Genomic DNA, 12,771 nt, shown 5'->3' with positions numbered 1-12,771 from the left:
TCTGGCGGACGGTGCCGGATAATCCGGGGATGAACACCAAAACATTCGATTCCACACGAACGTTGTCCATCGCCCGTGAGGCGCTGGACATAGAAGCGCACGCAGTTGCTGCTTTGGCGAAGCGCTTGGATGCACGGTTCACCGCCGCCGTGCAATGTGTGCTTGCCAGCAGCGGCCGTGTCGTGGTCATGGGCATGGGCAAGAGCGGCCATGTTGGACGCAAGATCGCTGCCACGCTGGCTTCCACGGGAACCCCCGCGATGTTCGTTCATCCTGCGGAGGCCAGCCATGGCGATCTGGGCATGATCACCGTGAAAGACGTTGTGCTCGGAATCAGCAACAGCGGTGAAAGCGAGGAGCTTACCGTGTTGTTACCGTTGATCAAACGCATGGGCGTGCCCTTGATCGCCATGACTGGGCGGTCGACTTCCAGTTTGGCTCGGCACGCGGATCACCTGCTGGACACCTCCGTCGAGAAAGAGGCCTGCCCGCACAACTTGGCACCCACCGCCAGCACAACCGCTCAGCTCGCGATGGGTGATGCGCTCGCCATGGCCTTGCTGGATGCGCGCGGCTTCAAGGCGGAAGATTTTGCGCGTTCCCACCCTGGCGGTGCGCTGGGTCGCAAACTGCTGACGATGGTCAGCGACATCATGCGCAGCGTAGATGTGGTCCCCAAAGTCCCGTTGGATGCTGATCTGATGACATTGATGCGGGAAATCAGTGTCAAGGGGCTGGGCGCTGGCGCCATCGTGGATCAAGAAAACCGCCCTGTGGGCGTCTTCACGGACGGGGATTTGCGGCGACTCATCGAAAAAGGTGGAGAAATCCGGCACGCGAAGATTCGAGATGTCATGCACGTCAATCCGCGCACCATCTCACGCGACGCCCTCGCCGTCGAAGCCGCCAAGCTGATGGAGCAGCAAAAAATCACAAGCGTGTTTGTCGTGGACGAAGCGGGGCGACTGTGCGGTGCCCTGAATGCCAACGATTTGATGCGAGCGAAAGTCATATGAGCCAACGACCCGTGCGTGCCACCTTATCGTTTCCGCCAGAGCTGCTGCTGCATGCGCAGAATATCAAGGTGGCGTTTTTCGACGTTGATGGCGTACTCACCGACGGGGGGCTGTACTTCGGTGAATCAGGTGAATCGCTCAAGCGTTTCCATACCCTGGATGGCCATGGAATGAAGCTGTTGCAGCGCGCTGGCATCACGCCCGCCGTGATCACGGGGCGCGACAGCCCTGCATTGCGTGTTCGACTCAAAGCCCTGGGAATCACCCATGTGCATTACGGTACGGAAGACAAACGCCCAGCGGCGGAACAAACCTTGCAGGCCCTGGGTTTGAATTGGAGCCAAGCGGCTGCCATTGGCGACGACTGGCCTGACCTTCCCGTGCTTGCGCGCAGTGCGCTTGCGTGTGCTCCGGGCAATGCGCATGCCGAAGTTCTGGCCTGCGCACACCATGTCACTCGGGCCGCCGGTGGTGCGGGTGCAGCGCGTGAGTTTTGCGACTTGCTTCTCATCGGCAGTGGCAAGTACGCGCAGCTGTTGGAAGAGGTCGTGCAGTGACGCAAAAAGGAGCGGGCCGCTTGTTGCGCCAGGGCTGGGACCGGATCACGATTTACCTGCCCATGTTGCTCATGCTTTTGTTGGCCTTGGGCACTTACTGGCTGATGCGCAGTTCCTCCTTGTTTGCCACGCCGCGCGTAGAGAAAGAAGTCCGACGCGATCCCGACTATGAAATGAAGCGTTTTTCCGTCAAAACCTTTGACCAAGAAGGCCGACTGAAGAGCGAGATTTATGGGGATCAAGCTTGGCACTATCCCTACAACGACATGCTTGAAATCAGCGGTGTCCAGATGCGCAACTACAACATCGAGCGCGGTTACTACACGGTGGCAACAGCTGCGCGAGCGATCACCACCTCAAAGGCGACCGAGGTGGAACTGATCGGCAAAGCGCACGTCTTAAGACCTGCCGTGATCGACAAGCAAGGCCGTGCCTTACCCAGAGTGAGCTTTAAAAGTGAGTACCTGCACGCTTTTCTCGAGGAGGAGCGCGTACTCTCCAATATGCCGGTGGAGCTGATGCACGGCGAGAGCCGCATCGAGGCACAGAACTTGAACTTCAGCAACTACGATCAGGTGATCGAACTTCGCGGCCGTGTACGCGGCACCTTACTGCCTCGCGGTGCGGTATCTGACATTCAGGTCATGCCCTCGTCGTCGGCAGAACCCAGCCAACGACCGCTTGAATAAATCTAATAGATAGCGAGAAAAGGCCCCCGGGGGACAAACCCGAGGGCCTTCTCTGAAAATCTGGAACGACAGAAATCTTGGATTGGGACTAAGTTGCCCAAACCAAAATCAACAACGCTCAGTAGCTACGACGCCCACCGCCACCGTTGCCACCGCGCGGGTTGCCGTAGGGGCTACGGAAACCACCATCGCCGCCGCCATCCCCGTACCCACCGCCGCCACCGCCTTCACGGCGAGGACCACCAAAGCCACCGCTGCGCGGCGGGCGAGGCTCCATCGGACGAGCCTCGTTAACGACCACGTTTCGGCCGCTCAGGGGTTGGCCGTTCAGGCCATTGATGGCGGCCTGAGCTTCGGCATCGCTGCCCATTTCGACAAAACCGAAGCCCTTGGAACGGCCCGTGTCACGTTCCATCATGACTTTCGCACTAGTGACAGCACCGAACTGGCCAAAGGCCTGTTCAAGATCGTTGTCACGAATCGAATAGGCCAAATTGCCCACGTAAAGTTTGTTGCCCATCTAGGGACTCCTCAAAAACCGATGACAAGCGATGGGGTCCCTGAAACGCAAACAATTCGTGAGTCGATGCGAATTCGGCAGACTACCGCAATCCTGTGTTGAGCTGCTTAGGTAAACCTCCCTCACCCACACTTTCTTATTATGAACTTGGAATCAGCGGCGGAGCAAGAAAACCGGGCCTAGGAGAAACCATAAAGCGTTAAAAGTTTGTGTTTCCATGGTAAAGAAACGACGTCGGAGCGCAAAAAGTGCGAATTCCAGAGAATGAGGGATACGGTCCGTATACCAATTCGCACAGCGGTTATGGATCTCCGCAGATGACCAACTCGTGTTTTCACCCTCGCCCAATATGCAATTCTTCGTCTGAGAGAGCACCTCTTTGGGGTGGCACAAAGTTGCATATACTCGCTGAAGCGCCGATTTGATCCCGATTGCGGGCGCTGGAACGGCACCTCAAGGTGCTGCTTCCAAAGTTCAGCTAAAGAAGGGGCTTTCTGCGAGCAGGAACCCGGCCAAGCTGAATGCTGCGCCGGGTTTTTTGTTTTTCGACGCTCTCGATGCTGATTGCCCAGCCCCAGACCATGTATTTCGAAGCCCCTCTGACGACACAGAGTGGCGCCAGCATCCGTTGTTACAGCCTGACCTACGAAACCTATGGCAGTCTCAACGCGGACAGATCCAATGCTGTCCTGATTTGTCACGCTCTCAATGCGTCTCACCACGTTGCAGGTGTTTACGCAGGGCAGCCAGGCACAGAGGGATGGTGGGACAACATGATTGGCCCTGGCAAGCCTGTTGACACCGACAAGTTCTACGTGATCGGCGTCAACAACCTCGGCTCTTGTTTTGGCTCCACAGGACCCATGCATGTGAATCCTGACACGGGGAAGGTTTACGGCGCGGACTTTCCGGTCGTGACGGTGGAAGATTGGGTGAACGCGCAAGCCCGCCTCCTTGACCAGTTGGGCATCGGCCAATTGGCGGCTGTCATGGGCGGCAGCCTGGGAGGCATGCAAGCGTTGAGCTGGACTTTGCAGTATCCAGAGCGTATGCGGCATGCCGTGGTGATCGCGAGCGCTCCCAATCTGAACGCCGAAAACATCGCCTTCAACGAAGTGGCGCGTCGCGCCATCGTCACGGATCCGGACTTCCACGGCGGTCATTTCTATGAACAGGGCGTGATTCCCAAGCGAGGACTGCGTATCGCCCGCATGATCGGCCACATCACTTACCTGAGCGACGATGTGATGAATGAAAAATTCGGCCGAGAGTTGCGCGGGGCGGTGGATGGCGTGGTCAGGTCCGGGTACCAGTACAGCACCCAAGACATCGAATTCCAAATAGAAAGCTACTTGCGCTACCAAGGCGACAAATTCAGCGACTACTTCGACGCCAATACCTACCTCTTGATCACACGCGCGTTGGACTATTTCGACCCAGCGCGCCAGCATGGTGGGGACCTGACTGTGGCCTTGGCCACGGCACGCTGTAAGTTCCTGCTGGTGAGCTTCTCAACCGACTGGCGCTTTTCGCCCCAACGCAGCCGAGAGATGGTCAAGGGATTGCTCGACAACCGGCGCGACGTGAGCTACGCCGAAATTGACGCGCCTCATGGTCACGATGCCTTTTTGCTGGACGATCCGCGTTACCTGGGTGTTGTTCGGTCCTACTTCAACAACATGGCTCGGGAGCTGCTGACATGAGCGACACGCGCATGCTTGAAGCGATCGCCAGCTTGGTGCCCCACGGATCCAGGGTGCTGGATCTGGGTTGCGGAGACGGCGCCTTGCTCGCCCATTTGCAAGCCCAGCGGGGTTGCACGGGTTACGGCGTGGAGCTGGACGATGCGAACGTCCAAGCCTGTGTCCAGCGAGGCGTCAATGTCATTCAGTTGAACCTGGATCAGGGCCTTTCGATGTTCGGCGACCAGAGTTTCGACGTGGTGTTGCAGATCGATACCTTGCAGCACCTGCGAAATGCTGAAACCGTTTTGCAGGAGACCGCGCGCGTGGGCCGGACCGGCATCGTGGCATTCCCCAATTTTGCCCATTGGCCCAATCGCCTGAGCGTGTTGGCCGGACGCATGCCCGTGACTCGCCGCCTGCCTTACCAGTGGTACGACACACCAAACATCCGTGTGGGCACATTGACCGACCTGGAGGTCCTGGCGCATCGCAATGGATTGCACATCCAGGACAGCTTTGGCTTGCACATGGGCAAAGTCGTGCGTTGCTGGCCTAATTTGAGGGCCAGCACTGCGGTACTGAAGTTCTCTCGTTGACGGACATGTTCGACTTACCAAAACTCGTGCCGATGCTGGGATGACCCGCGTGAAAGTCTAGTCCGCGGCAGCGGACTGGTGACAATGCGCGGATCCAAAAAAACACGATGAAGGCGCGTCCATCTATGAAGCTCTACAACTTTTTCCGTAGCGGCACTTCGCACCGCCTGCGCATCGCGCTACATCTCAAAGGCTTAGATACCGAGTACGTGGCCTTGGACTTGCGTAAGGAAGAACATCTTCAGGCAGCCTTCAAGGCCATCAATCCGCAACAACTCGTGCCGGCCCTGGCGCTGAAGGACGGGACGGTGCTCATCCAATCGCCCGCCATCATCGAATGGCTGGAAGAGCGCCACCCGGAACCCGCCCTGTTGCCGCGTGACCCAGAAGCGCGCGCGCACGTGCGGGCCTTGGCGTCCGTCGTGGCCTGCGATATCCATCCCATCAACAACCGTCGCATCCTTGAGTACTTGAGGAAGAACTTCGCCGCTGACGCCGACACCGTCAATGCTTGGTGCGGAACCTGGATCAGCGCTGGTTTTGATGCCATCGAAACGCTGTTGGCCGCCGACCGACAGCGTGGGGCCTTTTGTTACGGCAACATGCCCGGTCTGGCGGAAGTGTACCTCGTGCCGCAAGTCGAAAGTGCACGCCGCTTCAAGGTGGACCTGACCCGGTGGCCCCTGATCAGCGCGGTCGATGCCGCCTGTGCGGAGCTAGAGGCCTTCCGCCGAGCTGCGCCCTCGGCACAGCCGGATGCAGGCTGAACGTTGAGGTTAGGCGGCGTCTAGGCCGCCATGACTGGATGTCTGGCGCGGCCTTGCGTAGCGGCGTAGGATCACGCAGTCTCATTCAGAAGCATTTCGGGAGTCCGCCACCATGAATGCCCCACTCTCTGCCGCCGCACGCGATGCGTTCGAACCAGCCCAAGCATTGCAAGACGTCCGTCAAGCATGGGACCGTGAAATCCTGCCTCAGTTGCGGGATTACATCGCGATTCCTGCCAAGTCGCCGATGTTCGACCCTCAATGGGCTGACCATGGGCACCTCGACACGGTGGTGCGCAACGCGGCTGCATGGGTGGAAGCGCAAAAGATCCACGGCCTGCGACTGGAGATCCTCCGAATTGAGGGCCGCACTCCGGTGCTGTTCTTCGAGGTTCCCGCCAGTGGACGTCAGGAAGCACTTCACGGCAAGGAGCCATCGCAGCGAACCGTGCTGATGTACGGTCACCTGGACAAGCAACCCGAGTTCAATGGCTGGCGCAACGATCTCGGCCCGTGGACGCCTAAGTACGAAGACGGCAAACTCTATGGCCGCGGCGGTGCTGACGACGGCTACGCCGTTTACGCCAGCATCTCGGCCATCTCCGCGCTCCAACAGCAGAGGCTTCCTCACCCGCGCATCGTCGGCCTGATCGAAACGTGCGAGGAAAGCGGCTCTTATGACCTCTTGCCCTACGTCGACACGCTTCGAGGTTTGGGGTCGGGCGGCAAGGACCGTCTAGGGGACGTAGGATTGGTGGTTTGCTTGGACAGTGGGGCAGGCAACTATGAGCAGCTGTGGTTGACGACCAGTCTGCGTGGCATGGCCAGTGGCACGCTCAAGGTGGAGATTCTCACCGAGGGCGTGCATTCGGGCGACGCTAGCGGCGTGGTGCCCTCGAGCTTTCGCATCCTTCGCCATGTGCTGGACCGGCTTGAGGACAGCGCCACCGGCCGCCTGCTGCCGGCCCGCTTGCATTGCGAGGTGCCTGCGGAGCGACTGGCCCAGGCCCGCGCCACTGCGGCCATCTTGGGTGAGGACCTCTACAAGCGCTTTCCCTGGGTGCATTACGACTGCGAGGGCGATACCCGCTTCTCGCTGCCCATGACCACCGACCCCGTGCAGGCCCTGCTGAACCGTACCTGGATGCCGACCTTGAGCGTGACCGGTGCGCAAGGGTTGCCTGATCTGCAGAACGCAGGCAACGTGCTCAGGCCGTCGACCGCTTTCAAGCTGTCCTTGCGCCTGCCGCCCCTGGTGGACGCGGCGGCGGCCGTGCAAGAGGTCAAGGCCTTGCTGGAGGACAACGCGCCTTACCAGGCGCGAGTCACGTTTGAAGGCACGGGCTCGGCCACGGGTTGGAATGCCCCTGAGACTGCACCATGGTTTGGTCAGGCGCTGGACGAGGCCTCGCGCAACTTTTATGGCGCACCGTGTGGCTTCATCGGCCAGGGCGGGACGATACCGTTGATGAACATGCTGTCTCGTGGGTTTCCCCAGGCGCAGATGATGGTGTGCGGCGTGCTGGGGCCGAAAAGCAATGCCCATGGACCGAACGAGTTCCTTCATGTGCCTTATGCCCAGCGCTTGACCGCCGCGGTGGCGCAGGTGATCGCACACATGCCCTGACACACCGCACACCCATGGATCAAAGCACCTACACGACCGCTGATCACCAGAAACTCGCCTTGCGTGATTGGCCTCTTGACCTGGGCGCGCATCCTCGTGGCGTGGTACTGATCGTTCACGGCTTGGGTGAGCACAGCGGGCGTTACGAGGAAATGGCCCGGCGCCTGCGCATGCAGAACTTCATCGTGCGGGCCTACGACCACTTCGGACACGGTCATTCCAGCGGCGTGCGGGGTGGACTGCCGTCACGTCGCCGCCTCGTCGATGACTTGGCCCACATCGTGAACTTCACACGCCGGACAGTTGGCCAGGGTTTGCCACTGATCCTGCTGGGCCACAGCATGGGAGGCCTGGTGGCGGCGCATGCCGTGGCCTTGAACCGCGTGCGCATTGATGGCTTGATTCTGTCCTCGCCCGCGCTGGACGCGGGCTTGAGTGTTGGTCGACGCCTCTTGCTGGCCATCCTGCCCACCATCGCACCCCATCTGCGCGTGCGCAACGGACTGGACGTGAGCTGGCTGTCGCACGATCCCGAGGTGATCAAGGCGTACCAACAGGACCCCCTGGTACACGACCGCATTTCCGCTCGCCTCGCACGCTACATCGCTGACGCCGGACCTCGGGTCGTCAAAGCGGCGAGGCACTGGCACACCCCTACCCTGCTGCTGTACGCCGGTCAAGACAAGCTGGTCAATCCAGCGGGTAGCGCGGCGTTCGCTCGCGGGGTACCGCAGGGCGAACCCAAGTTGGTCGAATCCCATTGCTACGCCCAGCACTACCACGAAATCTTCAACGAATTGCATCGCGAGCCGGTCTACCGGCAGTTGACGCAATGGCTGGCCCAACGGTTCAGCTGAAGCCTTGAAGCGTCAACGCCGCCAGGGCTGCCAGCGGCGCGGTTTCCGCCCGCAGGGTGCGTTTCCCCAGACTGAGTGGCTCAAAGCCAGCGGCGCGCGCGGCCTGTTCCTCGTTGGGGCTCAGGCCCCCCTCGGGGCCAGACAGCAGGAGCACTGGGCCGGTTGGGGGCTTGGACGCAAGAACCTGGCTCAAGGGCAGGCTGTCTCCGTCGAGGGACAGCACAAAACGCCGATGGACCTCGGGTGGATTCCAGACCACAAAATCCAGCAAAGCTCGCACGGGGTGCACCGAAGGCAGACGATTGCGGCCGGATTGTTCGCAAGCCGCGGTGGCGATGCCTTGCCAGTGCAACTGCTTCTTCAATGCGCGCTCGCCACTCAGGCGCAGCACGCTGCGTTCTGTCAGCAGGGGCTGGATACTGGCCACGCCGAGTTCCACGGCTTTTTCCACAAGCCAGTCCATGCGTTCATTCGCTGGCATGCCGACCGCCAGATGGACGTCCAATAGCGCTTCGCGTTCCACCGCATGGTGCTGATCCACCCGCACCGTGACGCTGGCCCGCCCCATGCGCAAAATGGTGGCGGTCCATTCGCCATTCCGACCGGTGAACAGCGTGAGGGTATCGCCGGGTTGAAGGCGCAGCACCTGTACATGGCGGGCGGTCTCAGGTGGGAGTTCGAACTCGCCACCAGCGCGCAGCACCGACGAAGGTTCTTCGGGGCAGTGAAAGCGTGGCATCCAGAAAGATCGCGCTCAAGACGCAAGTTGGCTTTAGGTCAGTACGCTCAGACTCGGCCGAACGCGTAGCCGCTGGCCTCGCTGATGCCTTCAACCTCGTCCACGAGGCGCAGCAAGGGTTTCAGTTCCGCATACCGTGCGCAGGTGGCGCGGATATAAGTGATGAAGCGAGGTGCGTCCGCAAGGTATTTGGGCTTGCCATCGCGCAAAGTGAGTCGCGCAAAGATGCCTGCGATCTTCAGATGGCGTTGCAGTCCCATCCACTCCACAGCCCGGAAGAATTCACCGAAGTCTTCGTGCACCGGCAAACCAGCCTGACGCGCTGCTTGCCAGTACCGAACTGTGATGTCGATCACGAAATCTTCATCCCAGCTCAGAAATGCATCTCGCATGAGACTGGCAATGTCATACGTGATGGGGCCATATACAGCGTCCTGGAAATCCAAAACCCCAAGACGCTCCTCGGATGGCTGCACCGATGGGGGCTGGTTCGGATCCCCGGGGATCATGAGGTTGCGCGGCATGAAGTCGCGATGCACGTAGACCGAGGGGCTGGCCAGGTTGCGCGTGATGATCAAGTCGAAGATCTCGTCCAGTGTTTTGCGCAATTTGCCATCCACCGTGATGCCCCGATGTCGGGCCAGATACCAGTCGGGAAAAAGCTCCAGTTCGCGGCGCAGCAAAGCCGCGTCGTAGGGGGGCAAAACGCCTGGACGTGAAGCCTGCTGCCAGCGGACCAAGGCGTCAATGGCTTTGCGGTAAAGGGGCAAATTGGCCTGTGCCTGATCGGCTTGGATCACTTGCATCATGGTGCGTGTGCCCAAGTCGGTCAGCAACATGAATCCCTGGCCTTCATCCCAATTCAAGATGCGGGGCGCGAGCAGCCCAGCCTCAGCCATGAGTGCGGCAATCTGGACGAAAGGCGCGCAGTTCTCCTTGTCTGGTGGCGCGTCCATGATGATGAGGCTGGCGTTGTCCTCGGTGTCAACTCGGAAGTAGCGGCGGAAGCTGGCATCGGCCGACGCCATGCGCAAGCTGGCAACCCGAAGCCGCTGAGGGCGTGCCAGGTCCTCCAGCCAGCGTGCAAAGGCTGCGGCGCGATCAGGATCGGCCCACTCAATCTCGGAACTCGCGGGGGGAATGGGGGTGGGGCGCAAAGCGGTAGAGCTCATGGATAATTCAGGCTGGTTCATTCTACAAACAGGTGGACTGCGGGCCCCACCCTAGCGGGCAAAAACGACTTGCCCGCCCGCCCGGCCTGTGGTCATGTTTGCAAGTGCTTGCAGGCATTTTTCGATGTTGCCCCGGATCTTTCCGTCTTGTTTCGCTCTGACCCTCCCATCACGCGCTCTTTGCTCGCTCTGCTCTGCTTGCTGATGGGCGGTGCGGCCGATGCCGAATTGAAATTGAAGGTCAGCCCCTTGCTGCAAGACCGTCTGACGGCGCAGCAAAGGGCGCAGGCGCCATCGTTTGTGGAGGGGCAACGCATGGAGTCCGAAACAGGCATCAGTCTGTTGGCCGAGGACGACGTCGAGTTCAGGCGAGCCGATATGGTGTTGCGCGCCCAGAAATTGGAGTATGACCAAGCCACCGATACCGCGCATGCGCGCGGCTCGGTTCGCGTCAACCAGGCCGGTAATGTTTTTGAGGGCGAAACCCTGGATTTGCGCGTTGACGCGTTCGAAGGTTCGTTCACGAATGCCCGCTTTTATTTGCTTCCCGCCGATGCCCATGGCGACGCGGAACGCATTGATTTTTTGGACGACACCCGTTCCGTGGTGCAAAACGCCACCTTCACCACTTGCCGCAAGGAAGGCGGGCCTGACTGGGTGCCCGCATGGTTCTTGCGCGCCACCACACTGCACCTGGACAGCGAGGAAGGGGTGGCTGAGGCCGAGGACACGACCCTGCGCTTCCAGAATGTTCCTGTGCTGGGTTTGCCCAGCATGACCTTTCCGCTGAGCGGCGAGCGTCGCTCAGGGATGCTCACCCCAGTCTACGGGGTCGACAATGTCAGCGGGACTGAAATCACGCTGCCGTATTACCTGAACATCGCGCCCAACCGCGACGCGACCATTTACCCGACCTGGATGAGCCAGCGAGGCGTTAACTATGGCGGCGAGTTCCGCTATTTGGAGCCGGGCTACAACGGACGTCTGCGCGTGGACTACATGCCCGACGACAAGCTGCGCGAGATGGATCGAGAAGGCTACTACTTGGAGCACAGGGGTGGCGTTTCCGGTTCCTATGGTTCACTGGGCTTGAACCTGAACATCTCGCGCGTGAGTGACGACAACTACTGGCGAGACTTTCCGAGAGCCAGCAATTCCTTGACTCAGCGCCTTTTACCCGCCGATGTCAGCGTTAACTGGGGGCAAGGGCCGTACTCGGCGACAGCCCGCGTACTGCGTTGGCAGACCTTGCAGGTGTCCGATGCGCCCATCGTGCCGCCGTATGACCAGCAGCAGTTGATAGCGCGTTACGTCGAACCGAATTTGGGCGGTTTTGACATCAGTCTGGACGGCAACTACACCCAGTTCACGGTCGATGAACTGGCGTTGGCGAGTCAAAGCACGACGGACCGTGTCAACGCGGACAGAACGGTGTGGCGTGGTTCTCTCAGTTATCCATTTCGTGGCGCTGCGGGTTTCGTCATTCCCAAGGCCTCCATCCATGCGACAAGCTACCAGTTCGAGCAGGCGATTGATCTCAGCAGTTATTCAGGTTCCCTGAATGGTTTGAGTTCGGATGCAACCAGTGCCACCCGGACTGTGCCCACTTACAGCCTGGACGCAGGCCTGGTGTTTGAGCGCGAGGCGAGTTATTTCGGTTCTGCTTACCGGCAAACCTTGGAGCCTCGTCTTTTTTACACGCGAACCCCGTTTGTAGAGCAGGGGTATTTGCCCAATTACGACTCCGCTGCCCAGGACTTCAGCCTCACCAGCATCTACAGCGAAAACACCTACATGGGCAATGACCGCATCGCAGATAACAATCTGCTGACCGTCGGTCTTTCGACGCGTCTTTTCGACGCCGAAAGGGGTGCTGAGACCTTGCACTTGGGCGTCGCCCAGCGCTTGCGCTTTGAAGACCAACGCGTCACGCTCCCAGGAGGCACAGCCTCTCCCGAGGGGCTGAGTGACATCTTGCTGGGAGCCGAGCTCAATATTGACCCGCGTTGGCATGTCGACTCGGCGGTGCAGTGGAACGACCGTCTGGGTGAGTCCGAGCGCAGCACCTTCAGCGTGCGCTACAACCCCAGTCCTTACCGAGTCGTGAATCTGGCCTATCGGTTTCAGCGTGCACAGAGCGAAACCAGTGAAGACAGCGAGTTGATTGATCTCGGCTGGCAGTGGCCCATCAATGACCTCTGGCGTGATTGGGGCGAGGACCTCGGGCCGGGGCGTGGTCAGGGCGCGGGGCGCTGGTACAGCGTTGGGCGACTCAACTACAGCCAAACGGACCGCAAGCTGGTCGATACGACCATGGGCTTTGAATATGATGCCGGCTGCTGGTTGGGACGTGTCGTATTCGAACGCCTGCAAACCGGTTTGACCACGGTTAACCAGCGCGTCATGTTCCAACTGGAACTGGTGGGTTTCGCTCGCGTGGGTGTTGACCCCTTGCAAACCTTGCAGAAGAACATCCCGCGCTATCAGCTGCTGCGCGAGCAAACCACCTCGCCAAGCCGGTTCAGCAATTACGAGTGATTCGAAGA

12 protein-coding genes are annotated in these 12,771 nt (G+C 59.9%); 9 read left to right on the top strand and 3 right to left on the bottom strand.

What is annotated here, in order from left to right:
- Positions 1-29: 29 nt before the first annotated feature.
- From ACLBKS_RS09680 to lptC, 3 genes are all read left to right on the top strand, one after another.
- On the top strand, positions 30-1,016 hold the full coding sequence (locus tag ACLBKS_RS09680) for an SIS domain-containing protein (protein WP_410192597.1): 987 nt from the start codon (positions 30-32) through the stop codon (positions 1,014-1,016).
- Positions 1,013-1,573: a KdsC family phosphatase gene (locus ACLBKS_RS09675; protein WP_410192596.1), complete on the top strand. Its 561-nt coding sequence runs from the start codon at positions 1,013-1,015 to the stop codon at positions 1,571-1,573. The genes ACLBKS_RS09680 and ACLBKS_RS09675 overlap by 4 nt, the downstream gene beginning before the upstream one ends.
- Positions 1,574-1,635: 62 nt before the next feature.
- Positions 1,636-2,262, top strand: a complete 627-nt coding sequence (lptC, locus tag ACLBKS_RS09670) for an LPS export ABC transporter periplasmic protein LptC (protein WP_410192595.1) — start codon at positions 1,636-1,638, stop codon at positions 2,260-2,262.
- Between the two features lie 118 nt (positions 2,263-2,380).
- Here lptC and ACLBKS_RS09665 read toward each other — a convergent pair whose 3' ends face one another.
- Positions 2,381-2,782: an RNA recognition motif domain-containing protein gene (locus tag ACLBKS_RS09665; RefSeq protein ID WP_410192594.1), complete on the bottom strand. Its 402-nt coding sequence runs from the start codon at positions 2,780-2,782 to the stop codon at positions 2,381-2,383.
- Positions 2,783-3,339: 557 nt separating this feature from the next.
- Here ACLBKS_RS09665 and ACLBKS_RS09660 point away from each other — a divergent pair.
- From ACLBKS_RS09660 to ACLBKS_RS09640, 5 genes are all read left to right on the top strand, one after another.
- Positions 3,340-4,485, top strand: a complete 1,146-nt coding sequence (locus ACLBKS_RS09660; protein WP_410192748.1) for a homoserine O-acetyltransferase — start codon at positions 3,340-3,342, stop codon at positions 4,483-4,485.
- Positions 4,482-5,063, top strand: coding sequence for a methionine biosynthesis protein MetW (gene metW / locus ACLBKS_RS09655; RefSeq protein ID WP_410192593.1), 582 nt, complete (start codon positions 4,482-4,484; stop codon positions 5,061-5,063). Before ACLBKS_RS09660 ends, metW begins: the two co-directional genes overlap by 4 nt.
- Before the next feature lie 125 nt (positions 5,064-5,188).
- Positions 5,189-5,830, top strand: a complete 642-nt coding sequence (maiA, locus tag ACLBKS_RS09650; RefSeq protein WP_410192592.1) for a maleylacetoacetate isomerase — start codon at positions 5,189-5,191, stop codon at positions 5,828-5,830.
- A 112-nt stretch (positions 5,831-5,942) separates the two neighbouring features.
- Complete coding sequence (locus tag ACLBKS_RS09645; protein ID WP_410192591.1) at positions 5,943-7,457, top strand: M20 family metallopeptidase; 1,515 nt, start codon at positions 5,943-5,945, stop codon at positions 7,455-7,457.
- 14 nt (positions 7,458-7,471) lie between these two features.
- Positions 7,472-8,314 carry a lysophospholipase gene (locus ACLBKS_RS09640; protein WP_410192590.1) on the top strand — a complete coding sequence of 281 codons (843 nt, stop codon included), beginning with the start codon at positions 7,472-7,474 and terminating at the stop codon, positions 8,312-8,314.
- Here ACLBKS_RS09640 and ACLBKS_RS09635 read toward each other — a convergent pair.
- Together ACLBKS_RS09635 and ACLBKS_RS09630 are read right to left on the bottom strand one after the other, a co-directional pair.
- Complete coding sequence (locus tag ACLBKS_RS09635) at positions 8,307-9,053, bottom strand: 16S rRNA (uracil(1498)-N(3))-methyltransferase (protein ID WP_410192589.1); 747 nt, start codon at positions 9,051-9,053, stop codon at positions 8,307-8,309. The genes ACLBKS_RS09640 and ACLBKS_RS09635 overlap by 8 nt on opposite strands.
- Positions 9,054-9,100: 47 nt before the next feature.
- Positions 9,101-10,225, bottom strand: a complete 1,125-nt coding sequence (locus ACLBKS_RS09630; protein WP_410192588.1) for an aminoglycoside phosphotransferase family protein — start codon at positions 10,223-10,225, stop codon at positions 9,101-9,103.
- Between the two features lie 147 nt (positions 10,226-10,372).
- Here ACLBKS_RS09630 and ACLBKS_RS09625 point away from each other — a divergent pair, with 147 nt between their 5' ends.
- Positions 10,373-12,763 (top strand): LPS-assembly protein LptD, encoded by a 2,391-nt coding sequence (locus tag ACLBKS_RS09625; RefSeq protein WP_410192587.1) that lies wholly within the window; start codon positions 10,373-10,375, stop codon positions 12,761-12,763.
- Positions 12,764-12,771 lie beyond the last annotated feature (8 nt).

This window comes from Hylemonella sp. W303a (genome assembly GCF_046452315.1).
GTDB lineage: Bacteria > Pseudomonadota > Gammaproteobacteria > Burkholderiales > Burkholderiaceae_C > Hylemonella.
Note: the sequence above shows the minus strand (reverse complement) of the source record. Positions and strands in the feature narration are given on the sequence as shown.